This is a genomic window from Winogradskyella marina (assembly GCF_015645385.1).
Classification (GTDB): domain Bacteria; phylum Bacteroidota; class Bacteroidia; order Flavobacteriales; family Flavobacteriaceae; genus Winogradskyella; species Winogradskyella marina.
The window spans coordinates 36,351-61,348 of the sequence record NZ_JADOET010000001.1 but is presented as its reverse complement, the minus strand read 5'-3'; the positions used below and the strand labels follow the sequence as shown (position 1 = coordinate 61,348).

Sequence of the window (24,998 nt, the reverse complement as noted above, 5' to 3'; positions counted from 1 at the left end):
AGCTAAATCATCAAATTAGCTGTTCTCATAAATTCCACAAATGTCTTTCAAAAAACTGCATCCTTTATTAAAAGAATCTTTAACTAACGTTGGTTATGAAACCTCAAATGCGTTTCAGAAAAAAGTATTACCTACATTAAAAAGTGGGTCAGATGCTTATATGATTGCTCCAAAAGAAAGTGGTAAAACGATAGCACTCATAATTTCTACTATTCATAAATTAAAGGCAGCGGCTTTTGAAGATTCGCCACGTGCCATTATAGTTGTAAAAGATAAAACCGACGCCTTAGCTTTAAAGGAGCAGTTTGAAATTTTTACAAAGAACACCGATTTAAGAGTTTATGCGCTTTATGATGGTTATGATATTGAAAAGCAAAAAACGGAAGTTTACTATGGTCAAGATATCGTAATTGCATCTCCAGCACGTTTAAGTAAGCTCTATTTTTTAAATGGTATTCACTTAGGAGAAGTTCAGTTGTTTGCTATAGAAGATGCTGATTATTTAGGAAGACAAAACGCTTACAATCATATTTTGCGTCTTTCGGAAAGTATTCAAAAATGCCAATATATAATAATTGCAGATACGATGAATTCTAAAATTAAGAATTATCAGAACAGTTTTATGTGCAATGCGCACATTTTAAAAGGAAAATAAAGCTTATAAAGTCAACATCCACGTACGTTGCAGTTTCTTGAACTTTTTTAATTCACCACGAAGAATAGGTAAATAATCTCTACCGTTACTATTCGATTTTTCAAGCCGTCTACAATTACTATATAAACGTGTCGTTAAGCGATCTAAACTTTCTAAATGTTTACTTTTTTTGTCTGAACAATTTTCTCGTTCAGCACTTATAATTTGTGGTGCAAGATTGGTAGATTGCTGAATAATATCACCAGTAAAATAGATATGTTCATCTTCTGAACCATCAGAATTTAAATAGGATAAGTCCTGATTAAGGTAAGTAGATATACTTCTGGATAGTACAATAATATCCATAGCCTTTTGATATATAGGCAAATCCGAAAATTGTGTAGGTAGATGGTAACTCATAATTTCAATAGCAATTGTAACGAAATTAAGGACTAAATTTGAAAATAAACTTTAATATTTAAAGTGAATTTGTATATTTGCTTTAAATATTATGTTTTTTTAGTTAAATTTCTTTAAATGAGTATTGATAGTTTAAATTGGAAGATTTTAAAATGTTTGCAGCAAAATGCACGTATGTCTAGCGCAGAAATAGGACGACGTGTTGGTATTACTTCTCCTGCCGTTTCAGAACGTATAAAAAAGATGGAAGATGCTGAAATTATTCAAGGATATACCACGTTTGTTTCGCCTTTTGAAGCTGGTTATCAATTAAAAGCCTTAATCACTTTAAGGGCATTTATGGGCATGTTGAAACCCTTTTTAGAAAAGGTGAAAACCTATGATGAAGTGGTGAATTGCTACAGAATCACAGGAAACGAAAACATAGTGATGGAAGTGGTGCTTAAAAATCAGAAACACCTTGAGATTTTTATAGATCAATTAATAAGTTACGGCGAAACCAAAACACAGATTGTGTTGTCTCATGTGGTGAAGTATAAAGAGATAAAACCACTTTCGTAGAGGCAAATCTTGATTTATTCCAATTTATTATAGAAATAATGTTCTCCAAATATTAATCAGCTTTATTTTCGATGGCTTTTGCAATCATCTTCGCATGAACTCTAGAGTTTTCAATAAACCATTTATGAGTTTCCATGCCTCCGCAAATCACACCCGCTAAATACAAGCCTTTTACATTAGATTCCATAGTTTCAAAATTATAACTCGGAATATGCTTTTCATCCTCAGAAAATTCAATACCAGCGTTTGCTAAAAATTTAAAATTAGGTTGGTATCCTGTGAGTGCCATCACAAAATCGTTAGCAATAGTTTTTTCTCCTTCTGGTGTATTAATACTAATTTCTGTAGGTTTAATGGCTTTAATTTCAGAATTAAAATAGGCTTTAATGCTGCCTTCTTCAATTCGGTTTTCAATATCTGGTTTTACCCAATATTTTACGCGTTCTCCAATTGCTTCACCTCTTACAATCATGGTAACATGGCCACCTTTTCTATAGATTTCAAGTGCTGCATCTACAGACGAATTACTAGCACCAACAACCGCAACATCTTGTAAGGTAAACGGGTGCGCTTCTTTGTAATAATGAAACACTTTTGGTAAATCTTCGCCGGGAACGTTCAATAAATTCGGTAAGCCATAAAATCCTGTAGCAATGATGACGTTTGTTGCAGAGTAGCTGGCTTTATCGGATTGTATTTTAAATCCGTGTTCTGTTTTGTTGAGGTCAGTAACGGTTTCATAGAGATTTATATTTAAGGCATTTGACGTAGTCACTCGCCTATAATATTCCAAAGCTTCGTTTCGTGTTGGTTTTGGGTTATTACTGATAAAGGGAATGTTATCGATTTCCAATTTCTCGGACGTAGAAAAAAAGGTCATATTTAAAGGGTAGTTGAATAATGAGTTGGTTAGTGCTCCTTTTTCAAGAACTACATAATTCAAATTTTGCTTTTTTATTTCTAAAGCACAAGCAATTCCGATTGGTCCTGCTCCAATAATTAAAACGTCTAAATGTAAGTTTTTCATAAGTGTTTAAAATTACGCTTAATGTCGATAATTATAAAATCTACGCTATTAAATATCTCTATAAAACCAAAATGAAAATCTATATGTTGTATTTTTGAAGTTTAAAATTTAATTGATATGCGAATTTTAATTGTCTTATTTACGTTAGCTCTTTTTGCGAGTTGTTCTGAAAACAAAAAAATGATTGTTCATGAAACTCCGTTTCAGGAAAAAATGAACACTGAATTTAAAGACGCTTCAGTATCACCTCTAAAATCTAAAGATTTAAAAGGTTTTAAAGGTTTAGATTTTTTTACTTATGATTCTACTTTTGTGGTGACAGCAACTTTAAAACGCACACCAAATACAGAATGGTTTGATATGAGAACAACCACAGACCGCATATCTAAAGAGCGCGTTTTCGGGATTGTAACCTTTGAGTTAAAAGGAAAAACATTTCAGTTAAACACGTATCAAGGTAAAGAACTATCAGAACAAGAAGGATTTGAGAATTATTTGTTTCTACCTTTTTTAGATCATACCAATGGGACTTCAACCTATAAAGGTGGGCGTTATATTGACTTAGAAATACCTAAAGGGAATACCATTGAAATAGATTTTAACTCAGCTTACAATCCGTATTGTGCTTATGACGAAAAATATTCTTGTCCAATAGTTCCTATGGAAAATTATGTAGCAGTTGACGTTGAAGCAGGTGTAAAGGCCTTTGTTAGCGTGTATGATGAAGATTAATGTGATTTTTACGAATTAGCATTAATCCTTTATAGTGTTTTTTCAACCAAGTAATTTTCAAAAATTACACCTTTATGCGTTTTCTTTTGTTTTTTAATGACTTCAAAATAGTTGTTGTCAAAAAAAGGTAAAGCCGTTTTACTTACATCTGATTTTAGGATTTCAAAATCAGTCATCATTACTTGAGATTCTATAATTCGCAATAATTTTGAACCGATCCCTTGGCGCTGATAATCTTTATGTACAAATAGTCCGTCTAGGTAATTTCCATTTTTCAAATAGGCAAAACCAACCATATTCGATTCGATTTCAGCAATAATAAAATAGTACTTATCAATTCTTTTTTTCCATTCTTCCTGATCATCAGCACTAGAAGCCCATGCGTTAATCTGCTTTTCGGAATAATGCTTCTTGTTAATATGGGTAACAGTATCTCTAAAAAGTGACGTAATTTCAAGGCTATCTTCTAGGGTAGCAGGTCTTATTTGTATCATTATTTTAGTCTAAATATACTGCCAAAAGATAAAACGCGCTGAAAAAAGTAAAAACTTTGCTCTGCATGATCCGCAGAATCATTTGTTGTTCTTATGTTATTCATATCAATATAGCCACCTTTAGCATTTAATTGTATGAAAAAGTGTTTAAAGAATGTAAGATTTAAGCCAATATTAGCGGAAAGTCCATAACCAGACACATGAAATTCATCATATCTGTCCTTTTGTAATAATGTTGTATTGGTTCTAGGAAACAAAAGCCCTCCGCCAATACCTTCGGTTACATTTACTTGAAATTTATCCGTATTGCTGATATGAAATAATGATGAAATATCATCATATCTCGCAATTTCGGTATAGATGAAGTTGAGCCCGTCCGTATGTTCAAATTTCAATAAATCACTAGAAATAAATACATTTTCATTATTAAATTCACCATTGTAATTGCTTCCTGGTTCGTTGTCAGGTAAATTAATATAACCGTTTACATTTCTATTTCTGTCTCTATTCATAACATATTTCATATGGTCTAAACCAATTGAGATGGTGTAATGATCTGAGATAAAATATCCCAACTTAGCATTTGTTTGAGGAATGGTCATTCGAGACGGGTTAATATAATCGATATGCCAACCTTTAGGTTTGTCTTTTGCTGTAGCGTCACTTATGGTAAAATCATAGTCATCACCTTTAAATCGAATATCCGATTTTGAATAGGCTCCTCTATTTCCTCCCCAACTAATAAATAGTTTCCCTTTATTAGAGGATGAGTATTTTGGTATTTCTTGAATTTGGCTGTATGCAATTGTGCATAACAAAATGAATCCTAAGCTTAGAATTCTATTTAAATAGTTCATAAGTAACTTCCGTAAGGATATGGGTAGACGTTAATCTTACACCTTACTTACAATAACTAAGAAAATAGTAGTTATAATGCTGTAATTGTTTTTCTAATAGCCACTAAATTAGATAATAAACCTTCCAAATTATCCAAGTGCAGCATATTAGCTCCATCACTTTTAGCATTTGCAGGATCAAAATGGGTTTCAATAAATAAGCCATCAACATTATTAACCACACCAGCTCTGGCAATGGTTTCAATCATATCTGGTCGTCCGCCAGTAACGCCAATACTTTGATTGGGCTGTTGAAGAGAATGCGTCACATCTAAAACCGTTGGTGCATATTTACGCATGGTTGGGATGCCTCTAAAATCTACAATCATATCTTGGTAGCCAAACATAGTGCCTCTATCCGTAATCCAAGCGTTTTCGTTTCCTGCATCCTTTACTTTTTGAACCGCATGTTTCATGGCTTCAGGACTCATAAATTGGCCTTTTTTCAAGTTTACTACTTTTCCTGTTTCAGCAGCTGCGACAACCAAATCTGTTTGTCGTACTAAAAATGCCGGAATTTGTAATACATCAACATATTCTGCAGCCATAGCAGCATCAGACGCTTCATGGATATCAGTAACGGTGGGTACATCAAAAGTTTCAGAAACTTTTCTAAGAATTTTTAAGGCTTTTTCGTTTCCAATACCTGTAAAACTGTCTATTCTGCTTCGGTTTGCTTTCTTAAAACTGCCTTTAAAAACATAAGGAATTTCAAGTTTGTCTGTGATAGTGATTACTTTTTCAGCAATGCGTAAGGCCATGTCTTCGCCTTCAATAGCGCATGGTCCACAAAGTAGAAAGAAGTTTTTGGAATTAGTGTGTTTTAGTTTCGGAATTGTTATCAAAGCTTTAGACTTAAATTGTTAAGTGGCAAAGATACGATTCTGTAGGTTTAGTTGAAACTATGAATATGGATTATAGGGTTATTTTAATATTGTGTCTGCACGTGCCGTCTAAATAACAAGAAAAGTTAATAATTTCTATGAATTTATTATATGGAAAATGAAACAAGTCTAACCTCTTGGATCTAAAAACAAAACGGACTTATTTCTGTTTTAAAACACCTTCTTAATACTATTTCTTACTATCCAAAGCGACATTACAAAGTTACCAACAACTAAAAGGCCTCCGTAAAACAATAAATTTTTCGATGTTTCTGTCCAATGAATAATGTTAAGCAAATCAGATAGATAAGCTAAAATGAGATAAGAGGATAGGCAAACAAAGATAATACCTAAAGAGAAATTTAATTTCCTGCTTGGTTTAATGAGTTGCCATAAAAACGGAATACCAAACAATAATATTGGGTAGGCAGAAATACCTTCTAATTTATTCATGTTTGTAAACCAATATACTATTATTGATAAAAAATAGAGGTAAGGAATGAATTTTGTGTACTTGCTTAGGGTATTCATCTGTTAATTTTTTAGGGTTCAAATTAATCTCGAAAAATATAGCTGTATTTTCTTAAATAGCGATAGGCATTGTAATACAAGCTTTAAGCTACTAATCAATTATTTAGCGTAAGATACAAATTCAAATTATGTGATAATGAAATAATAACATTTTATTAACGAAAAAAAAAGAATTAGCCGTACATTTGCACGCTTAAAAATTGGCATCAGTTATGACAAAGATTAAAAATATTGCAATTATTGCACACGTCGATCACGGGAAAACAACATTGGTAGATAAGATTATGTACCACTGTCAGTTGTTTCGTGAAAACGAAAACACAGGCGACCTTATTCTAGATAATAATGATTTAGAACGCGAAAGAGGTATTACAATTACGTCTAAAAACGTTTCTGTTATTTACAAGGACACTAAAATTAATGTTATCGATACTCCTGGTCACGCCGATTTTGGTGGAGAAGTAGAACGTGTCTTAAACATGGCTGATGGTGTTTTATTATTAGTAGATGCTTTTGAAGGGCCAATGCCACAAACGCGTTTTGTATTGCAGAAAGCCATTGACTTAGGTCTTAAGCCTTGTGTGGTTGTAAACAAAGTGGATAAAGAAAACTGTACACCAGATGAAGTACACGAAAAAGTTTTTGACTTAATGTTTGAACTTGGTGCTGAGGAATGGCAGTTAGATTTCCCTACAGTTTACGGTTCTGCAAAGAACAACTGGATGAGTGATGATTGGAAAAATGAGACTGAGAATATTGAGCCATTATTAGATATGGTGATAGAGCATATCCCTGAGCCAAAATTTGATGAAGGCACTACACAGATGTTAATTACATCTTTAGATTTCTCTTCTTTTACAGGACGAATTGCTATTGGTCGTTTAACTAGAGGTGGTTTAAAAGTGAACCAACAGATTTCTTTAGTAAAAAGAGACGGTTCTATTGTAAAGAGTAAGATTAAAGAATTACATACGTTTGAAGGTGTTGGCCGATTAAAGGTTGACGAAGTTCAAACAGGTGATATTTGTGCTATTGTAGGTTTAGAAGGTTTTGAAATTGGTGATACTGTTGCTGATGCTGAAAATCCTGAAGGTTTAAAAACGATTGCTATTGATGAGCCAACAATGAGCATGTTGTTTACAATTAACGATTCACCTTTCTTCGGAAAAGATGGAAAGTTTGTAACATCGCGTCATATTAAAGACCGTTTAACTAAAGAGCTTGAAAAGAACTTAGCATTACGTGTTGAAGAAACTGATAGTGCAGATAAGTTTATGGTTTTTGGTCGTGGTGTATTACACTTATCGGTATTAATAGAAACGATGCGTCGTGAAGGTTACGAACTTCAAATTGGACAACCACAAGTAATCATCAAAGAAGTAGATGGTGTAAAATGTGAGCCTTTTGAAGAGATGACTATCGACTTACCAGAAAACGTTTCAGGGAAAGCTATTGAAATGGTGACTTTGCGTAAAGGTGAAATGACAAGTATGGAAGCTAAAGGCGACCGTATGGTTTGTCAGTTCGTTGTACCTTCTCGTGGTATTATTGGTTTACGTAACCAATTATTAACGGCGACGGCAGGTGAAGCTATTATGGCACACCGTTTTGTAGATTACAGACCGCTTAAAGGAGGAATTCCAGAACGTCAAAATGGATCGTTAGTATCTATGGAAAACGGACAAGCGATTCCTTATTCTATTGATAAATTACAAGATAGAGGTAAGTTTTTCGTTGATCCAGGTGAAGATATTTACGAAGGTCAAGTTATTGGTGAAAACTCGCGTCAAGATGATATGACGGTTAACGTAACTAAAACTAAAAAGTTAAGTAACGTACGTTCTTCTGGTGCAGATGATAAAGCTAAGATTGTACCAGCAATTAAGTTCTCTTTAGAAGAAGCTTTAGAGTATATTCAGAAAGATGAGTATGTTGAGGTTACACCTAATCACTTAAGATTACGTAAGATTTATTTGAAAGAAGTAGATCGTAAACGAAATAAAAATATTTAAAAAAATTAAATCCCGACGTGTTCGGGATTTTTTTTGCTTTCTTTTTTAGATTAAACCATCATAAATAAACTATACTCATAGAATTTTATTTACTTTGGTATTCACATTAAAAGGAAATATTATTTTCTCAGTAAAAAAATATCAATCGAACTTACAACCAGAATGGGATGCGTTTGTGAAAACTGCAAAAAATGCGACGTTCTTGTTTCAGCGTGGTTTTATGGATTACCATAGCGATCGTTTTAAAGATTGCTCTGTAATGATTTATAAAGAAGATAAGCTTTATGCATTGTTACCAGCAAATCGTGTGGGAGATAAGGTGATTTCTCACCAAGGGTTGACTTATGGTAGTTTTGTGCTTCAAGATAAATCCAAGTTTTTCTATGCTTTTGAGGCTTTTAAAGCCATGCTGTCATTTTATGAAAATGAAGGTTTAAAAACATTAGAAATAAAGGTGATTCCAACCTTTTATAATAGAATGCCTTCAGACGAATTAGATTATTTTCTGTATAAAGCCAATGCGCAGTTAGTAAAAAAGGATGTGTTGATGGTTATTGATTATACACATAAATTACGCTTTCAAAAAAACAGAAGAGAAGGGATTAATAAGGCGCTACGTTCTGGACTAGAACTTAAGGTAGATACTAATTTTAAAGACTTTTGGATAGATGTTTTAATTCCTAATTTAGAAAGAAAACACGGTATTAAACCTGTACATTCCTTAGAAGAAATAGAACTATTATCGTCTCGTTTTCCAGAACATATTAAGCAAGTCAATGTTTATAAAGATGGAAAAGTTGTTGCCGGAACAACGGTGTTTTTAACTGAAACAACGGTTCATCCTCAGTATGTGTCTGGTAACTTAGATAAAAATGCATATGGTAGTTTAGATCTTGCTTACGATTTTATCATTAACAAAATGTGTGATGATAAGCGTTATTTTGACTTTAATATTTCGAGTGAAGACAATGGAAGTAAAATAAATGAAGGTCTTATTTTTTGGAAAGAAAGTTGTGGAGCACGAAGTTTTACAGCAAATACGTTTAGTATAGCAACGAACGTTTATAAAACATTAGAGATTTCACGAACATGATTTTAGTTCGATGTTTTCAATATTAAAACCTATGATTAAATTCTTAGACCTACATAAAATTAATAACCGTTTTCGCGATGCTTTTCAAGCCTCGTTTAGTAAATCTTTGGATGATGCTCATTTTATTTTAGGTCAAAATGTTACAGCGTTTGAAAATGAGTTTGCTGCCTATTGCGGAACAGAACATTGTGTAGGTACAGCAAATGGCTTAGATGCGTTGACCTTAATTTTAAAAGGCTATGTAGAACTCGGAAAATTACAAAAAGGGGATAAGGTGATTGTTCCTGCAAATACCTTTATAGCAACTATTTTATCGGTTTTACATGCGGAATTAGTACCTGTTTTGGTGGAACCAGATGCTGATACTTATAATATTTCTATACACACAGATAAATCAATATTTATAGGAGCAAAAGCTATTATAATGGTTCACCTTTATGGACAATTAGCAGATGCCGAATACTTTAAAAAGATAGCTAAGGATTATAATTGCCTTTTAATTGAAGATGCTGCGCAGGCGCATGGAGCGGTTGCAAATTCCCAAATTCCAAATTCCAAATCCCAAGAACTAATTGTCAAATCCCAAAAGCCAAAAGCTAATAAAGCAGGAAACCTTTCCGACGCTGCAGCATTTAGTTTTTATCCAACTAAAAACTTAGGAGCGCTTGGTGATGGTGGAGCTGTGACTACAAGCGATTCAGAATTAGTTGAGGTCATAAAACTATTACGTAATTACGGAAGTATAGAAAAATACACAAATAAAATTATCGGCTTCAACAGTCGGTTAGATGATATGCAAGCGGCTTTTTTGAGGATAAAACTAGAGACCTTAGATAAAGACAATGAGCGACGACGCGACATTGCTAAAGCGTATTTGAGAGGTATTACAAATTCAAAAATAAAACTTCCGTTCTATGATGGTTCTAAAAATCATGTGTTTTATGCATTTGTGATCGAGGTTGATGATAGAGCGCTTTTCACTGCGTTTTTAGATAAAAATCAAATAGAATGGTTAATTCATTATCCAATTCCACCACATCAACAAGAAGCATTACAAGGTTTTTCGTATAATAATCTTCCGCTTACAGAAAAGATTCATAAAAGAATTATAAGTTTGCCTATGAGTCCTGTGATGACGGAACAAGATATTCAAACGGTCATAGATGTTTTAAATACGTATTAATTGAAGAGACTTTTCCAATATATAAACAACGAAGTTCTGGTAAACGCAGCGCGTTTAAATGTAGCTAATCTTAGCCTTAGAATTGTAACAGGTATTCTGGTTTCAAAATTTATCGCCGTTTATATAGGACCACAAGGCATGGCGCTTATTGGAAACTTACGGAATTTTATGAGTGCCTTGCAGTCGCTATCTATTTCTGGACTTTACAAAGGTGTCGTTAAATTTGTGAGTAAAGTTAAAGACGATGTCGCTGAGCTAACCAAAACCTTATCTACGGTATTTTACTTAGGGTTTTTCTCGTCTGTATTTTTGGCATTGTTATGTTATTACAATGCAGAGTCTATAAATGACTTCATTTTTTCTTCAAGTTATCGCTATACGTATATCATAAAAACGCTGGCTATTGTATTGCCGTTCTATGCCTTAAATATGTTTACTTTTTCCATAATGAATGGGTTCTCTAAACATAAGTATCTACTCATTATTAACATTCTTGGTCAGATTTTAGGGCTTTTAGTCACATTATTATTAATCTACCAAGATAATATAGATGGTGCCTTACTAGCCATAGTAATTACGCCAGCACTTAATTTATTAATTACCATTGTTGGTATTGCGTTTAGACGAAGTTTAGTATCGCATATTAAAATCACCCAAGTTAGTTTTTCGGTTATAAATAAATTAAGTCCTTATATGATAATGGCGTTGGTTAGTGCTATTGCGCTGCCTATTGTAATGATTATTATTAGAAATTACCTTATAGATGAAACAGGCATAAAAGCTGCTGGTTACTGGACAGCCATGACACGTGTTTCAGATTATTATTTAATGTTTTTTAATTCATTAATGGCACTTTATATTTTGCCTCGTTTTTCGGAAATTAATACCAAAATCGCCTTTAGAAAAGAAGTGTTTAGTTTTTATAAAACGATTATGCCTCCATTTTTAATATTACTTCTTGTTATTTATTTGAGTAGATCGCTATTGATAACTGTTTTATTTACTGAAGATTTTAGACCTGTTGAAGACTTATTCGGATTTCAAATATTGGGTGATATAGCACGTGTGCTTTCTATGGTGATTGTCTATCAATTCTTAGCTAAAAAGATGTTTGCGCATTTCTTGATTTTAGAAGTGTTTTTATTCATTATGCTATACTTCTCTAGTGTTTATCTCATTGATGAATTTGGGCTTAAAGGTGCTGTAATGGGGCATTGTTTGAGTTATGTTATGTACTTCGGTATAATAGTATTACTTTTTAGTAGTTCTTTGTTTGGTGTTATAGACGAAGAAGGAACAGCCGATCATTAAAAATAGCCGCGTGAAACTTCCAAAATTTATTAGTAGTAATATAGTGCTTAAGATCACCTCGCTTAACGCTGTGGTGATTACTATTCGATTAATAGTTTCTGCGTTTATTCAACGTTTACTTGCAGTTACTGTTGGAGAAGCGGGTTATGCAAGTATTGGTCAGGTAAGGAACGTTTTAGCGATGCTCACCAGCACATCTACTTTAGGAACGTTTAATGGTGTTGTAAAATACGTGGCTGAATTTAAAAGCAATCAGCCAGAACTTTCTAAAGTGTTTTCTACAGTTTCCGTTTTTGCCATTATTGGTTCTTTAATTTCTGCAGCTGTTTTATTCTTTGGATCATCGTATTTGTCCGATTATCTTTTTCAGTCCCAAGATTATATTTATATTTTTCAGTTATTAGCTGTTATTGTACCTTTTATTGCTGTAGGTCGTGTTGTCAATGCTGTGGTTAGTGGTTTGTCAGATTATAAACGCTATGCTAAAATTGAATTAATAAGCTACCTTTTGGCCACAGGAGCACTGGTTATTGGATTGTATACATCTGAATTACAAGGAGTGATTATTGCCATTGCCTTGGCACCTGTTATTCAGCTCATCGTTTTAGCCTTCGTTTTTGGAAAGACATTAAATGCCCATGTAAAATTAAAGTCACTTAACTTAAATGTCTTATACAAAAATAAATTGTTGGCTTTTACCTTAATGTCTTTTATTTCTACGTTTTTATTGAATTATGTAGAATTGTTTATCAGAACCTTAGTAGCGGATGAAATCAGTATTAATGAAGCTGGTTATTGGACCGCAATCACATTTATTTCTAAAAATTATATGGTATTTGCAACTGGATTGTTTACACTATATGTGCTTCCAAAATTTGCGAGTATTCATAATAAGCATGAATTCAAGGTTGAGGTTTTCAATATTTACAAAACAATTCTGCCTATTTTTGGTATAGGTATGCTTTTGGTTTATCTTCTTAAAGATTACATCATTCTGCTTATTTATCCTGATTTCTCAGGAATGAAACCTTTATTTAAATGGCAATTGTTAGGTGATTTTGTGAGATTAGGAGCCTTAGTATTATCACATCAATTTTTGGCGAAACGATTGGTGAAAAGTTTTGTGATTACTGAAGTGATTTCTTTAGCCTTGTTTTTTATACTTTCTAAAGTATTTATTCAGTATTTTGGCACAGAAGGAATAGTAATTGCACATTTTGTAAGGTATATTATCTACTTTATAATTGTAGTTTTAGTGATTCGTGGGTATTATAATTCTACAACTTCAAAAAGCGAATAACATTACTTATGCTTTTGCCACGTTTTTAAATAGTTTTCAGCACAGGTTTTGTAATTATGATGCGTTTCTACAAACTGTCTAGCATTCAAAGAAATTTCAACTATTTTTTCAGGATTACGTATGAGCCATTCTAATTTGCTTGCAATTTTTTCAGCATCTGGTAAGGCATTTATAGCAACAGTATCCTCTTCTAAGTTATAATAGGAAAGCCATTCGTTTTCAGCACCTGTAAATACCACTTTCCCTTTTGCCATTGCTTCTAAAGCATTAAACCCTTGGTCGTATGCATAAATTTGATCGAGCATTATATGTGCTTGATTATAGGTTTTTATGTATTCGTCATAAGGTAAACTTCTGACCGTTACGATTTTTATTTTATCGGCGTATTTTCGATTGATAATTTCTAAGGCAGCTTCAAAAATATCATTCCCTTTTTTATAATAGTTATGCGAATTGATCCCGTGAAATATCACAATTTTATCTTCAACTTTTAAAGGTTGAAACTTTAATTGTTCCGTGTTTATTGGGTTTGGAATGAGTCCTAAATATTTTGGATGATTCAATAAAGGCAAGTGATAATCTAAATCTGAAGCTATAACGCCAACGATAGATTTGTAAATATGATGGTGTAGTTTTATAAAATCGGGTTGTAAATACTTTAAACCATAACTGAATTTAGACTTTTCATTTCCGTTTAAATACGGAGTTAAAATAGAGTATTTTGGAATCTCATCATGGGCATATTTTACACTGATATAATCGGTACCACAAGACAAAAGGAAAACACTGTTGTTCCAATCAGATATGAGATCGAAAATATCTTGTTCAATTGCGGCAGAACATCCAAAAGGCGCTTCATTTATAAACTGAACAATATCAAAATCACTCATTTTAGGCTTTAAATTTAGAATTTGCTTTATGGTATGAATCGATTCCAAATCGATTTTTGTGAACCTATAAAGCAGATTTTTAATTTTCTTTAAAAATCCTTGGTCATATTTTTTATAAATTGGTAAGTCTACATCGTAATTTTTAAAACCATCCTTTGCGGCCACAATAGTAACCTCATGGTTAAGTTCCTCTAAACCTTCCTTTAAAGAGTTATGAAGTCTACTATATTCACCAACTAATAGAATTTTCATGTACTATTTTATAATTTAAAGTGACATCTTAAAACAGCCTTTTGCTTTACTTGGTAAGTGTATATATTCAAATACGGATGTTTCATTTATATCGTTACATTTGTCTCAAAGATACTCGTTAATGCTAAAAGCCAATAATAAAAAAATTTGTATTGTGGTTTCCTCTTTAGGAAAAGGTGGTGCAGAACGCTCTTCTGGCTTATTGTCACAAATGCTTTATGATGCTGGTTACGATGTTCATGTGGTTAGTGTACTTAATGATATTGAGTTTCCATATAAAGGAAAATTACTCAATTTAGGCGAACTTAAAGATCAGAACGATTCTTCTTTTGGCAGATGGCAACGCTTACGAATTTTAAAGAAATATTTAAAAACGCATAATTTCGATTATATCATAGATAATAGAACCCGAATTGGTTTTATAAAGGAATTCATTATTTCGCAATTTATTTTTAATCCTAAAAAAACAATCTATTGCATTCGAAGTTTTAAAACCGAAAAATATATAAATCCGAATCGAGTTTTAGGTCGATTATTATACAGTAATTCTTATAAAATTGTTGGAGTTTCAAAGGCTATTGCCGAAAAAGTAAAAGCAGATTATAGTTTTAAAAATGTGATCTCTATTTACAATTCAATTCCATTGGAAACGAATAACACAAAGCTCGAAACTAAAAACGACTATATCTTATTTTTTGGTCGCTTAGATGATGAGGTGAAAAATATTTCATTGTTAATTGAAGCCTATTCAAAATCCGAATTACCTAAACATCAAGTAAACCTGAAAATCTTAGGAGAAGGAAACGATCTAGAAAAATTAAAAAATCAAGTAGAAACTTTAAAGTTAGAGTCTAATGTTGAATTTTTAGGATATAATCCAAATCCTTCAGAAATTGTGAAATCTGCGTTATTTACCGTTTTAACAAGTCGCTATGAAGGATTCCCAAGATCAATTTTAGAATCTTTAGCGCTTGGAACTCCAGTAGTTTCTGTAGATTGTAATTCTGGACCAAATGAAATAATTCAAAATAACTTTAACGGACTTTTAGTAGAAAACCATAATCTGGAAGCATTAGCAGAAGCAATGACGAATCTTTTTACTGATAAAGATTTATATTTACATTGTAAGCAGAATTCTCAATTGAGTATTGCGCAATTTTCGGAAGCTGAGATTATAAAACAATGGCAATCCATTTTAAATTAATACCATTATATGTATACCATAAACAACGTAGAAATAATAGACATTCCCAAAGTACATGATGAACGTGGTTTTTTAGCTGTAGTTGAAAAAGATGTGATACCTTTTGGGATAGAACGTGTGTATTATTTATACGATGTGCCAACCGAAAGTAGTAGAGGAGGTCATGCTCATATAGAGCAACAATCTGTTATTATAGCCTTAAGTGGCAGTTTTGAAGTCATTGTAGATGATGGAAACTCAAAGAAGTACATCATGCTTAATAAGCCAAATCAAGGATTGTTTATTCCAACGCATATTTGGAGAGAAATCGAAAACTTTTCTTCTGGAGCTGTGTGTTTGGTTTTGGCATCCACGACGTATAATGAGGGTGAGTATATTCGTGATTATACCGAATTTAAGGCTCAACTTTTAGGATAATATATTTTTTCCCCTTGTAACGATTTTATTTTTACTAGCAGTTTCAAAAGCCACCTTGGACAGTTTAATAAGACGTTTTGTCTAACACTTAAACTGCTAGAATCTAACTGTGAGGTATAATATTCATAAAGCTTTTTATCATCTTGAATCTTACTGAGAATAGCCATTGAATATCTGTTTCTATCCAAAAATAACTTTAAAGGCTTGTTCTGTTTTTCTTCCGTGTAATACTTGTCAAACTTTGGTTTTTTACGCGCATCAAATGTAGTATTCGATAAACTCGAAGGATTAAAAACATAAAACGCTAGAACTTTATTTATAAACAGCACCTCATAATGCATTCCGAAACGTAACCATAAATCTGTATCCTGACCAGAAACAATGGTTGGATCAAATCGTCCTGTTTTATCTAAAATAGATCTATTGAAAACAACGCTAGAACTCGTAATTAAAGAGTACTTCTGGCTAGCTTGAAAAAAATTATGAATGCCATATAGATCTTGTTGTTTAAAATTATACACAACAGGAATCACTTTGTTTTCATATTGCTGTGCAATTCCGGTAGAGAATATGTTTAACTCAGGAAATTTTTGAATGGCATCATACATGTGTTGCAAAAAAGATGCATCCCAAGTGTCATCACCATCTAAAAGTGCGATGTAATTTGAGGTTGCTTCTTTAAGACCTCTGTTTCTAGCATTTGAAGCTCCTTGATTTGCTGTTGTTATCAGCTTAATGCGTTTGTCTTCATATGCACTGATAATGTTTTCACTGTTATCCGTTGAGCCATCATTAATAACGATGATTTCAAAATCTTTGAAGGTTTGGTTTAGAACACTTTCAATAGTTTGTTGAATGTGCTTTTCCTTATTATAAACCGATATGACTACTGAGAAAAATGCCATTATTTAGATGCGTTTAAACTACAATAATAACTCAATCTGAATAGGTCAAAAACTAAAAGCGATGGATTTTTGCCAAGTAAGTTTTTCTTGAACCTATGGTTATATTTACAGTGAACAAATGAAAGTAATTTTGAAATGCCAGTGTTTTTAATTTTAGAATACACCTTTGTAATCCGCGTGTAGTCTGCAGGTAGCAAATCTTGTTGAATGAATAAATCAATCGCTTTTACAGAATCTAATGATTTTTGTAAAAAGGTTTTACTGTTTTCAAGACCTAAATGATAAACGGGGTTTTCTATATGCTCTACTTTAATCTTCGATGCTTTTAAATGATATGAAAACAACGTGTCTTCATGGCGTAAATTGGGTATGTCTTCATTAAAACGCACCGAATCAAAAACGCGTTTATGTATTAAGAAACTTAAAGTTAAAAAGCTTAAATAGGTATTTTTGTTTCGAGCATCGGCAGACAGGGCTTCTCTTTTGTTTCCGTAAATCCATCGTAAAAGTTGCGCATCATCCACACGTTTTTCTTGGTATAAAATACCTCCATATATAACCTCTGATTTTTCTGAGATTGCACTAAGATACGTGTTTATAAAATCATCAGTTTTAGGTAAGACATCTGCATCTAGAAAGAGACACCAGTCGTATTTGGCATCGTTAGCCAATTTATTTCTAATAGCGCTTCGACCAATATTTTGAGGTAGAATGCGATATTCACAATGAGAAAAGGTATTTATAATGCTGTTACTTTCTTGTAAATTATGATTGTCAGAACAGTCATCATAACATAGTATTTCGAAGGTGGTATCTGTTTTTGTTAACTGCTTATGTATTTCGGAAACTAGGTCTGAAATATTATAATTATAAACAGGAATTAGTACAGAAATCATAACTTTTTACAAGGGGTGAAAAAGGACTTAAGAAATGCTTTAACTCTTACGTTGTACCACTTCAAAGACTTTATTTTCGTCGCATTTCAACGTTTTACTTGGGTATTTTAAAAGCAAGGCATAATCGTGAGTTGCCATTAAAATAGTATTACCGTTTTTATTGATATCTTGAAGCACTTCCATGACTTCAATACTGGTTTGAGGATCTAAATTACCGGTTGGCTCATCGGCTAAAATTAATTCAGGATCGTTAAGTAAAGCACGTGCAATTGCAATACGTTGTTGTTCACCTCCAGAAAGTTCATGAGGATATTTAAAGCCTTTAGTTGTCATGGCAACCTTATTTAAAACAACTTCTATTCGGTCTTTAATACGGTTCTTTTCTTTCCAGCCAGTAGCTTTTAATACAAATTCTAAATTGCCATTAATGGTGCGATCAGGTAATAATTTAAAATCCTGAAATACAATACCCAATTTTCGTCTTAAAAATGGGATGTCTTTTTCCTTCATGGTTTTTAAATTAAAATCAACAATAGAACCTTCGCCCTCAGTTAATTCTAAATCGCCATAAAGTGTTTTCATAAAACTACTTTTTCCACTTCCGGTTTTACCAATAAGATACACAAAATCACCCTTTTGCATTTCAAAGTTTACTTTAGATAGCACCATGCTATCACCTTGATAAATCGTTGCATCTTTAAGTTCTAAAACCGTTTCGGACATAGTATAGGTATAAATAAATTGGTAAGTGTAAATGTATTGCTAATAAACTAATTTCCAAAAACTAAATTCCACTTTCCAATCGCGAATTCTTGATGTAAACGTACATCTTATAGTTCAATTGTCTCTAAAGCTTAAAATAATCAATATAATTCTGTAAATCTTTATCACCACGACCAGATAAACTAATCACCACTACATCATCAGGTTTAAAGGTTTTATGTTTAAAAATGGCTAAAGCATGAGAACTTTCAATAGCCGGAATAATACCTTCTAACTGCGTTAATTCTAATCCAGAAGTCATCGCTTCATTATCTGTAGCCGAGTAAAATTCACCACGACCAGTTTTGTATAAATGCGAATGTAAAGGCCCAACACCAGGATAATCTAATCCGGCTGAAATAGAGTAAGGCTCTGTAATTTGACCGTCTGTAGTTTGCATTAATAAGGTTTTACAGCCGTGAATAATACCTTCTTTTCCTAATACCGAAGTGGCTGCACTTTCTCCAGAATGAATTCCTTTTCCGGCAGCTTCTATAGCGATGATACCAACGTTTTCATCATCTAAAAAATGATGATAAGTTCCTGCTGCATTACTTCCTCCTCCAATACAAGCTACGACGTAATCTGGGTTTTCTCTACCTTCTTTTTCTTTTAATTGCCATTTTATTTCTTCTGAAATGACGGACTGAAACTGCGTCACCATATCAGGATAAGGATGCGGTCCAATTGCAGAACCAATAATATAATGTGTGTCCACAGGATTATTAATCCAATCGCGAATCGCTTCATTGGTGGCATCTTTTAACGTGCGACTTCCTGATAATGCAGGAACCACTTTAGCGCCCAACATTTTCATTCGAGCTACATTTGGTGCTTGTCTTGCAATATCAATTTCGCCCATGTAAACCACGCATTCAATACCAGTTAAAGCGCAAACGGTTGCTGTAGCTACACCATGTTGACCAGCTCCTGTTTCGGCAATAATGCGCTTTTTACCGAGTCGTTTTGCCATTAAAATTTGACCAATAGTATTGTTGATTTTGTGTGCACCTGTATGGTTGAGGTCTTCGCGTTTTAAATAAACCTTAGTATTATATTTTTCGGAAAGTCGTTTGGCAAAATAGAGTGGTGAAGGACGACCAACATAATCTTTTAAAAGTTGATTAAATTCTTCTTGAAACTCAGGTTCAGCCATAACTTTTAAATAATTTTGGCGTAATTCTTCTACATTTGGGTAGAGCATTTCTGGGATGTATGCTCCTCCAAATTCTCCGTAATAACCTTTTTCGCTGATGTGATATGTGTTTTTCATAATCCTCTGTCATTCCTGCAAAGGCAGGAATCTATTTGTTTTAATTGTCATTATGGATTCCGTTTCAAGTGCGGAATGACTAATGTGTTTTAAATTGTATTTGTCAGTTCGGGTGATTTCGAGTTTTGTGGAAATTGTATCGAGAACATTTGAAATTACTTCTCGATACAATTTTTTCATCCTTCAAAAATCACTCGAAGTGACCTGTGTTTTAAATTTTTCTAATGCTGCAATGTTCTTTAGTCCTGGTTCAATTTCAAATTTGCTGTTTACATCAATAGCGTAACAATATTGTGATTCCGGTTTTTGTAGGAATGCCAAAACGCTTTCAACTTCATTTATTCCAATACCTCCGCTTAAAAAATAGGGTTTTGTAGATGGATAGTCTTTTAACACATTCCAATTGAACGTAAAGCCATTTCCACCTGGCAATTTACCTTTGGTATCGAATAGAAAATAGTCGATTACGTCTTCGTAGGCTTCTAATTGTTTAAAGTTGAATTCATCTTTAATGCTAAACACCTTGATGATTTCTATTACATCGTTTTTAGGCTTCAATTGAGATTTCGAAACAAGTTCGGCATGACAAACTTTTCTGAGTTTGTCACAATATTCTGGTGATTCATTTCCGTGAAGTTGCACTGCGTGTAGATTATGTTTTGATATCATGTCAACAATAAAATCTACTTTAGCATTCACAAAAACTCCTACTTTTTTTATGGTTTTGGGTAATTCAGGAATGGTGGTATTAAAATGTCTAGCTGATTGATCATAAAATATAAAGCCCAAATAGTCGGGTTGCAAATTTGCAACAGCTTGGATATTGTCTTTATATTTCATGCCACAGACTTTTAGTTTCATTTTATTCTCGTGAAAGCGGGAATCACACCACGCTTTTTAATTTTTGTCATTCCTGCGAAGGCAGGAACCTATTAATTTAGTTGTTTATTATGGGGTCCGTATCAAGTACGGAATGCCAGTTTTCTTATTTAATATATTCCAGCGAAAGCGGAAATTTCATCGCGCATTCGACTTTTTAAATTTTTAAATTGAGACCTGCTAGGTTTTATAAACCTGCTAGGTCTTTTATAAATATAGTAGCACTCTCTCCAGGATTATCTGTCTTCATAAAATTCTCTCCAATCAAAAAGCCTTTAAATCCGTAAGGTTGTAATTCTTTAATGGCTTCAACTGTGCTAATACCACTTTCAGATATTTTTACAAAATCGTCTGGTATTAATTGACTTAGTTGTTTTGAAGTGTCTAAACTGACTTCAAACGTTTTTAAATTTCTATTATTTACACCCAACATATCTAAGGAAGGCATAATGGATTTGTGTAATTCTTCTTCATTATGAACCTCTAATAACACATCGAGATTTAAACTTTTGGCGAGTTCTGAAAATAGTTTTATTTCAGCTTTAGTTAGAATGGCTGCAATAAGTAAAATAACATCCGCACCATAAGCTTTAGCTTCAAGAATTTGATATTCATCAATTATAAACTCTTTTCTTAAAAGCGGTAAACTAGCACTTGCTCGAGCTACTAATAAATCGTCTAAAGATCCACCAAAATATTTACCATCAGTTAAAATAGACATACCACAAACTCCTGCATTTTCATAACCAGAAGCCACATCTTGTACATTTAAACTGTAGTTAATAACTGATTTTGATGGCGAGCGTCTTTTGTGCTCTGCAATAATTCCCGATTTACTGTTTCTTAAATTTGAAGTTAAAGATATGGTTGCTCTATTGAACAATATGGATTGCTCTAGTTGCGAAACGGGAATTAATGATTTACGTAAATTAACCTCCTTACGTTTATCAACTACAATTTTATCTAAGATATTCATTTACTAAGTGCTATTAATGTATCTAAACTTTCTTTGGCTTTACCACTTTTTAAAGATTTTTTAGCCAATTTAAAACCGTCTTTATGTGATATTTGTTTTGCCGTCGCAATCGCTAACCCTGCATTGGCACAAACTACATTGTTTTGAGCTTCTGTGCCATTACCTTCTATGATTTTAACGAATAGTTTTGCAGCTTGTTCTACAGTACTTCCTCCAAATATTTCGGATTGTTCAATTTGTTTAACATCTAAAAAGCTAGGCTCAAATAAAGTTTCAGACGTATTAGAAACGACCTTGGTTTTTCCTGTTAATGAGATTTCATCATAACCATCTAAAGCATGAACAATAGCATAATTTTTATCTGATTCTTGATATAAATAACTGTATAATCTCAATAGTTCAAGATTAAAAACACCGACCATTTGATTTTTAGGAAATGCAGGATTGACCATAGGCCCTAACATGTTAAAAAATGTTTTTACACCAAGTTCTTTTCGGATTGGTGCCACATTTTTCATGGCTGGATGAAATAAAGGTGCATGTAACACACAGATGCCAGCTTTATCGATACTTCGTTTTAAAAAGTCAGTATCATTAGTGAATTTTATACCTAAACTTTCCATAACGTTAGATGAGCCACAGGCTGAAGACACTCCGTAATTACCGTGTTTTGTAACATGAATTCCTGCACCTGCAGTAACAAATGAAGATAATGTTGAAATATTGAAGGTGTCTTTGCCATCGCCTCCTGTTCCGCACAAATCTATAGTGTCGTAACCGTTTAAATCTACGGGAATACAAAGTTCTAAAAGGGCATCTCTAAAGCCTCTGAGTTCTTCAGTAGTTATGCTTCGCATCATGTAAACGGTTAGGAAAGATGCAATTTGACTTTGGTTGTATTTTCCTTCGGAAATGTTAACCAATACGTTTTTTGCTTCTTCACTTGAGATGCTTTCTTGATTGATGAGTCTGTTTAGTATTTGTTTCATATAAATGTTCCGTAAAGCGGAATATCTTTTTAAATGTAATTTCTATTCTTTCTTTTTATCACTGTTCATTTTGCCTTGTTGCACAACCCTTCGACTACGCTCAGGATAAACCAAGCCAAAAATCACGATCAAAATTAGGAAATTACTCATTGATTTTTATTTCTTCAATAAGGAATTCGTGGATGCGAAGCATTTGCTGCGCACCATTCGCTTTCAAAGCTACATGCTTGAAGCTTCGCTTCGAAGTTCCGCTTCTTCGCTCATTATTTCTGAAAATCGTTGTTTCCGACTATGTCGGAATTTGGGACATTAATATTTATTAAATTTTGTTTTCTTCCCAATTAATATTTTAAGTTTTCCAACTTCCAACATCCAACTTCCAACTTCCAACTTCTCACTTCTAACCCTCATTCACCCAATTCTTCAAAATCTGCTTTCCATTTGGTGTTAAAACAGATTCAGGATGGTACTGAACCCCTTTCACATCATAAACCTTATGTCGCAATGACATAATTTGTCCGTTTTGGTCAAAAGAAGTGGCTTCTAAAGATTCAGGTAAATTAGTGTTAACTACCCAAGAATGGTATCTACCAACCTCAAATGTTTTATCTAAACCTGTAAAAAGTGATTCATCATCAACCGAAACCGTCACATGTGTTGCTACACCATGATAAACGGTATCTAAATTCTCTAGTGAACCACCAAAAACTTCACCAATAGCTTGTTGTCCTAAGCATACACCCAAAATACTTTTAGTTGGCGCATAGGTGGCTATAATTTCTTTCAGTAAACCTGCTTCATCTGGGATTCCAGGACCAGGTGATAAGACAATTTTATCGAAAGCCTCGACTTCTTCTAGTGTTAGTTTATCGTTTCGTTTTACGGTGACATCACAATCTAAATCTTCTAAATAATGAACGAGATTATAGGTGAAACTGTCGTAATTGTCTATGACTAATATTTTTTTCATCTGAATGTTCCCATGCAAATGGGAATCTTTTTAATTATACTTTAATCTTTTAAAATGGATTCCTGCCTACGCAGGAATGACAAATTAACTAAATACTTTCTGCTTGCTCAATCGCTTTTGTTAAGGCACCAAGTTTATTATAAACTTCTTGTAATTCGCTTTCTGGATTTGATTTTGCAACTAAACCTGCACCTGCTTGCCAAAATAATTTATGATCTTGACTTAAGAAAGTTCTTATCATAATAGCGTGGTTAAAATTACCATTAAAATCCATAAAGCCAATTGCTCCACCATAGTAACCTCTACTGGTTTTTTCATATTTTTCAATCAACTGCATAGCTTTGTGTTTTGGTGCTCCACTTAGAGTTCCTGCCGGAAACGTATCTGCAACCACTTGCATGGTATCTGTATTTTCATGAATAGTTCCAGTAACCTTACTCACTAAGTGAATAACATGCGAGAAGAATTGTACTTCTCTGTAATTTTCAACAGTAACATTACTGCCATGTCTGCTGAGATCATTTCTGGCTAAATCTACAAGCATAACATGTTCGCTATTTTCTTTTTTATCTTTTATTAATTCTTCTGCGAGTTCGGCATCTTTAAGGTCGTTTCCACTACGTTTAAAAGTGCCTGCAATAGGATGAATTTCGGCTTTTCCTTCACTCACTACTAATTGAGCTTCTGGCGAACTTCCAAATATTTTGAAATTTCCATAATCAAAATAGAAGAGGTAAGGTGAGGGGTTAATACTTCTAAGTGCACGATAGACATTAAATTCGTCTCCACTAAATTGTTGCGAAAACTGTTTAGATAATACCAACTGAAATACATCTCCTCTGCCACAATGTTTTTTTGCGAGTTCTACATTCGCTTTATATTCGTCATCCGTGAGGTTAGATTTAATGTCGCCTTTTGGTTTAAAATCGTACGATGCATACTGACGCGTTTGTATTAATTGTAAGATGTCATCGATATTATTTTCGTTATGAAAACAATGTGCAAAAATATATGCTTCATTCTTTTGATGATTAATCGCGATTATATTTTGATAAACCGCATAATATATTTCTGGAATACTAACTGAATTATCTTTTTTTGAAATCTCAATGTCTTCAAAATATTTTACAGCGTCGTAAGCCGTATAACCAAAAATGCCATTGTTAATAAATTTGAATTCTTCGTTAGCATCTACTTTAAAACGTTGCGTAAATTTGTGAATTTCTTCAACAACACCAACGGTTTCAACAAAATTACTTTTAGAACTACCATCTGGATACGTTTGGTAAATGGTATCGCCTTCCACTTTTATAGAAGCAATAGGATTACAACAGATATATGAAAAGCTATTGTCGTTGGCGTGATAATCACTACTTTCTAAGAGAATACTATTAGGAAACTTATCTCTAATTTTTAGATAGATACTCACAGGAGTAATGGTGTCCGCTAAAATTTTTTTATAATGTGTGTTTAAACTAAATGTTTTCATTTTATGTCAAATTCAATA

General features: G+C 33.1%; 26 protein-coding genes. 10 read left to right on the top strand and 16 right to left on the bottom strand.

Features of this window, described 5'->3' with window-relative positions; genetic code table 11:
- Nucleotides 1-40: 40 nt before the first annotated feature.
- Nucleotides 41-655 (top strand): DEAD/DEAH box helicase, encoded by a 615-nt coding sequence (locus tag ITJ86_RS00305; RefSeq protein WP_195869604.1) that lies wholly within the window; start codon nt 41-43, stop codon nt 653-655.
- A 3-nt stretch (nt 656-658) separates the two neighbouring features.
- Here the strand turns inward: ITJ86_RS00305 and ITJ86_RS00300 are convergent, their stop codons facing one another.
- On the bottom strand, nt 659-1,054 hold the full coding sequence (locus ITJ86_RS00300; protein ID WP_195869603.1) for a hypothetical protein: 396 nt from the start codon (nt 1,052-1,054) through the stop codon (nt 659-661).
- Between the two features lie 117 nt (nt 1,055-1,171).
- On the opposite strand from ITJ86_RS00300, the gene ITJ86_RS00295 reads away from it, so the two are divergent.
- Nucleotides 1,172-1,615 carry an Lrp/AsnC family transcriptional regulator gene (locus ITJ86_RS00295; RefSeq protein ID WP_195869602.1) on the top strand — a complete coding sequence of 148 codons (444 nt, stop codon included), beginning with the start codon at nt 1,172-1,174 and terminating at the stop codon, nt 1,613-1,615.
- A 52-nt stretch (nt 1,616-1,667) separates the two neighbouring features.
- Here the strand turns inward: ITJ86_RS00295 and ITJ86_RS00290 are convergent, their stop codons facing one another.
- A complete protein-coding gene (locus ITJ86_RS00290) occupies nt 1,668-2,642 on the bottom strand; it encodes a YpdA family putative bacillithiol disulfide reductase (protein WP_195869601.1) in 975 nt (324 codons plus the stop codon).
- A gap of 117 nt (nt 2,643-2,759) precedes the next feature.
- On the opposite strand from ITJ86_RS00290, the gene ITJ86_RS00285 reads away from it, so the two are divergent.
- Nucleotides 2,760-3,374: a DUF1684 domain-containing protein gene (locus ITJ86_RS00285; protein WP_195869600.1), complete on the top strand. Its 615-nt coding sequence runs from the start codon at nt 2,760-2,762 to the stop codon at nt 3,372-3,374.
- Nucleotides 3,375-3,403: 29 nt separating this feature from the next.
- Here the strand turns inward: ITJ86_RS00285 and ITJ86_RS00280 are convergent, their stop codons facing one another.
- From ITJ86_RS00280 to ITJ86_RS00265, 4 genes are all read right to left on the bottom strand, one after another.
- The gene (locus tag ITJ86_RS00280; protein WP_195869599.1) at nt 3,404-3,868 is read right to left on the bottom strand and encodes a GNAT family N-acetyltransferase; all 465 of its coding nucleotides are present in this window, start codon (nt 3,866-3,868) and stop codon (nt 3,404-3,406) included.
- Nucleotides 3,868-4,725: a hypothetical protein gene (locus ITJ86_RS00275; protein WP_195869598.1), complete on the bottom strand. Its 858-nt coding sequence runs from the start codon at nt 4,723-4,725 to the stop codon at nt 3,868-3,870. Before ITJ86_RS00275 ends, ITJ86_RS00280 begins: the two co-directional genes overlap by 1 nt.
- Nucleotides 4,726-4,796: 71 nt before the next feature.
- Complete coding sequence (kdsA, locus tag ITJ86_RS00270; protein WP_195870155.1) at nt 4,797-5,600, bottom strand: 3-deoxy-8-phosphooctulonate synthase; 804 nt, start codon at nt 5,598-5,600, stop codon at nt 4,797-4,799.
- Nucleotides 5,601-5,819: 219 nt separating this feature from the next.
- Nucleotides 5,820-6,101 carry a hypothetical protein gene (locus tag ITJ86_RS00265; protein ID WP_230080175.1) on the bottom strand — a complete coding sequence of 94 codons (282 nt, stop codon included), beginning with the start codon at nt 6,099-6,101 and terminating at the stop codon, nt 5,820-5,822.
- A gap of 290 nt (nt 6,102-6,391) precedes the next feature.
- Here ITJ86_RS00265 and typA point away from each other — a divergent pair, with 290 nt between their 5' ends.
- From typA to ITJ86_RS00240, 5 genes are all read left to right on the top strand, one after another.
- Nucleotides 6,392-8,191, top strand: coding sequence for a translational GTPase TypA (typA, locus tag ITJ86_RS00260; protein WP_195869596.1), 1,800 nt, complete (start codon nt 6,392-6,394; stop codon nt 8,189-8,191).
- Between the two features lie 94 nt (nt 8,192-8,285).
- A complete protein-coding gene (locus ITJ86_RS00255) occupies nt 8,286-9,284 on the top strand; it encodes a GNAT family N-acetyltransferase (RefSeq protein WP_230080174.1) in 999 nt (332 codons plus the stop codon).
- Between the two features lie 31 nt (nt 9,285-9,315).
- Entirely contained in the window at nt 9,316-10,467 is a 1,152-nt protein-coding gene (locus ITJ86_RS00250) for a DegT/DnrJ/EryC1/StrS family aminotransferase (protein WP_195869595.1), read from the top strand.
- Nucleotides 10,468-11,778 carry an O-antigen translocase gene (locus ITJ86_RS00245; RefSeq protein WP_195869594.1) on the top strand — a complete coding sequence of 437 codons (1,311 nt, stop codon included), beginning with the start codon at nt 10,468-10,470 and terminating at the stop codon, nt 11,776-11,778.
- 10 nt (nt 11,779-11,788) lie between these two features.
- The gene (locus ITJ86_RS00240) at nt 11,789-13,078 is read left to right on the top strand and encodes an O-antigen translocase (RefSeq protein ID WP_195869593.1); all 1,290 of its coding nucleotides are present in this window, start codon (nt 11,789-11,791) and stop codon (nt 13,076-13,078) included.
- A gap of 2 nt (nt 13,079-13,080) precedes the next feature.
- On the opposite strand, the gene ITJ86_RS00235 is transcribed toward ITJ86_RS00240, so the two are convergent.
- On the bottom strand, nt 13,081-14,220 hold the full coding sequence (locus ITJ86_RS00235) for a glycosyltransferase (protein WP_195869592.1): 1,140 nt from the start codon (nt 14,218-14,220) through the stop codon (nt 13,081-13,083).
- Nucleotides 14,221-14,341: 121 nt separating this feature from the next.
- Here ITJ86_RS00235 and ITJ86_RS00230 point away from each other — a divergent pair, with 121 nt between their 5' ends.
- Together ITJ86_RS00230 and ITJ86_RS00225 are read left to right on the top strand one after the other, a co-directional pair.
- The gene (locus ITJ86_RS00230) at nt 14,342-15,424 is read left to right on the top strand and encodes a glycosyltransferase (RefSeq protein ID WP_195869591.1); all 1,083 of its coding nucleotides are present in this window, start codon (nt 14,342-14,344) and stop codon (nt 15,422-15,424) included.
- A 9-nt stretch (nt 15,425-15,433) separates the two neighbouring features.
- Nucleotides 15,434-15,841, top strand: coding sequence for a sugar 3,4-ketoisomerase (locus ITJ86_RS00225; RefSeq protein ID WP_195869590.1), 408 nt, complete (start codon nt 15,434-15,436; stop codon nt 15,839-15,841).
- Here ITJ86_RS00225 and ITJ86_RS00220 read toward each other — a convergent pair.
- The 9 genes from ITJ86_RS00220 to ITJ86_RS00180 all read right to left on the bottom strand — a co-directional run bounded on the left by ITJ86_RS00220 (nt 15,826) and on the right by ITJ86_RS00180 (nt 24,980).
- Entirely contained in the window at nt 15,826-16,746 is a 921-nt protein-coding gene (locus tag ITJ86_RS00220; protein ID WP_195869589.1) for a glycosyltransferase family 2 protein, read from the bottom strand. The two genes, ITJ86_RS00225 and ITJ86_RS00220, sit on opposite strands and share 16 nt — an antisense overlap.
- Nucleotides 16,746-17,642 (bottom strand): glycosyltransferase family 2 protein, encoded by an 897-nt coding sequence (locus ITJ86_RS00215; RefSeq protein ID WP_195869588.1) that lies wholly within the window; start codon nt 17,640-17,642, stop codon nt 16,746-16,748. The genes ITJ86_RS00220 and ITJ86_RS00215 overlap by 1 nt, the downstream gene beginning before the upstream one ends.
- A 39-nt stretch (nt 17,643-17,681) precedes the next feature.
- The gene (locus tag ITJ86_RS00210) at nt 17,682-18,365 is read right to left on the bottom strand and encodes a cell division ATP-binding protein FtsE (protein WP_195869587.1); all 684 of its coding nucleotides are present in this window, start codon (nt 18,363-18,365) and stop codon (nt 17,682-17,684) included.
- Between the two features lie 124 nt (nt 18,366-18,489).
- Nucleotides 18,490-19,677 carry a tryptophan synthase subunit beta gene (gene trpB / locus ITJ86_RS00205; RefSeq protein WP_195869586.1) on the bottom strand — a complete coding sequence of 396 codons (1,188 nt, stop codon included), beginning with the start codon at nt 19,675-19,677 and terminating at the stop codon, nt 18,490-18,492.
- A 183-nt stretch (nt 19,678-19,860) separates the two neighbouring features.
- Nucleotides 19,861-20,517, bottom strand: coding sequence for a phosphoribosylanthranilate isomerase (locus ITJ86_RS00200; RefSeq protein WP_449663334.1), 657 nt, complete (start codon nt 20,515-20,517; stop codon nt 19,861-19,863).
- 226 nt (nt 20,518-20,743) lie between these two features.
- Entirely contained in the window at nt 20,744-21,532 is a 789-nt protein-coding gene (gene trpC, locus ITJ86_RS00195; protein WP_195869584.1) for an indole-3-glycerol phosphate synthase TrpC, read from the bottom strand.
- Complete coding sequence (gene trpD, locus ITJ86_RS00190; protein WP_195869583.1) at nt 21,529-22,521, bottom strand: anthranilate phosphoribosyltransferase; 993 nt, start codon at nt 22,519-22,521, stop codon at nt 21,529-21,531. The genes trpC and trpD overlap by 4 nt, the downstream gene beginning before the upstream one ends.
- Nucleotides 22,522-22,921: 400 nt before the next feature.
- Nucleotides 22,922-23,491: an anthranilate synthase component II gene (locus tag ITJ86_RS00185; protein WP_195869582.1), complete on the bottom strand. Its 570-nt coding sequence runs from the start codon at nt 23,489-23,491 to the stop codon at nt 22,922-22,924.
- An 88-nt stretch (nt 23,492-23,579) separates the two neighbouring features.
- Nucleotides 23,580-24,980: an anthranilate synthase component I family protein gene (locus ITJ86_RS00180; RefSeq protein ID WP_195869581.1), complete on the bottom strand. Its 1,401-nt coding sequence runs from the start codon at nt 24,978-24,980 to the stop codon at nt 23,580-23,582.
- Nucleotides 24,981-24,998: the final 18 nt, after the last annotated feature.

Coding starts and splice junctions, on each gene's coding strand:
- ITJ86_RS00305 (WP_195869604.1), top strand. CDS start 41: ATGTCTTTCAAAAAACTGCATCCTTTATTAAAAGAATCTTTAACTAAC.
- ITJ86_RS00300 (WP_195869603.1), bottom strand. CDS start 1,054: ATGAGTTACCATCTACCTACACAATTTTCGGATTTGCCTATATATCAA.
- ITJ86_RS00295 (WP_195869602.1), top strand. CDS start 1,172: ATGAGTATTGATAGTTTAAATTGGAAGATTTTAAAATGTTTGCAGCAA.
- ITJ86_RS00290 (WP_195869601.1), bottom strand. CDS start 2,642: ATGAAAAACTTACATTTAGACGTTTTAATTATTGGAGCAGGACCAATC.
- ITJ86_RS00285 (WP_195869600.1), top strand. CDS start 2,760: ATGCGAATTTTAATTGTCTTATTTACGTTAGCTCTTTTTGCGAGTTGT.
- ITJ86_RS00280 (WP_195869599.1), bottom strand. CDS start 3,868: ATGATACAAATAAGACCTGCTACCCTAGAAGATAGCCTTGAAATTACG.
- ITJ86_RS00275 (WP_195869598.1), bottom strand. CDS start 4,725: ATGAACTATTTAAATAGAATTCTAAGCTTAGGATTCATTTTGTTATGC.
- ITJ86_RS00265 (WP_230080175.1), bottom strand. CDS start 6,101: ATGAATAAATTAGAAGGTATTTCTGCCTACCCAATATTATTGTTTGGT.
- typA (WP_195869596.1), top strand. CDS start 6,392: ATGACAAAGATTAAAAATATTGCAATTATTGCACACGTCGATCACGGG.
- ITJ86_RS00250 (WP_195869595.1), top strand. CDS start 9,316: ATGATTAAATTCTTAGACCTACATAAAATTAATAACCGTTTTCGCGAT.
- ITJ86_RS00235 (WP_195869592.1), bottom strand. CDS start 14,220: ATGAAAATTCTATTAGTTGGTGAATATAGTAGACTTCATAACTCTTTA.
- ITJ86_RS00230 (WP_195869591.1), top strand. CDS start 14,342: ATGCTAAAAGCCAATAATAAAAAAATTTGTATTGTGGTTTCCTCTTTA.
- ITJ86_RS00225 (WP_195869590.1), top strand. CDS start 15,434: ATGTATACCATAAACAACGTAGAAATAATAGACATTCCCAAAGTACAT.
- ITJ86_RS00220 (WP_195869589.1), bottom strand. CDS start 16,746: ATGGCATTTTTCTCAGTAGTCATATCGGTTTATAATAAGGAAAAGCAC.
- ITJ86_RS00215 (WP_195869588.1), bottom strand. CDS start 17,642: ATGATTTCTGTACTAATTCCTGTTTATAATTATAATATTTCAGACCTA.
- ITJ86_RS00210 (WP_195869587.1), bottom strand. CDS start 18,365: ATGTCCGAAACGGTTTTAGAACTTAAAGATGCAACGATTTATCAAGGT.
- trpB (WP_195869586.1), bottom strand. CDS start 19,677: ATGAAAAACACATATCACATCAGCGAAAAAGGTTATTACGGAGAATTT.
- ITJ86_RS00200 (WP_449663334.1), bottom strand. CDS start 20,517: ATGAAATATAAAGACAATATCCAAGCTGTTGCAAATTTGCAACCCGAC.
- trpC (WP_195869584.1), bottom strand. CDS start 21,532: ATGAATATCTTAGATAAAATTGTAGTTGATAAACGTAAGGAGGTTAAT.
- trpD (WP_195869583.1), bottom strand. CDS start 22,521: ATGAAACAAATACTAAACAGACTCATCAATCAAGAAAGCATCTCAAGT.
- ITJ86_RS00185 (WP_195869582.1), bottom strand. CDS start 23,491: ATGAAAAAAATATTAGTCATAGACAATTACGACAGTTTCACCTATAAT.
- ITJ86_RS00180 (WP_195869581.1), bottom strand. CDS start 24,980: ATGAAAACATTTAGTTTAAACACACATTATAAAAAAATTTTAGCGGAC.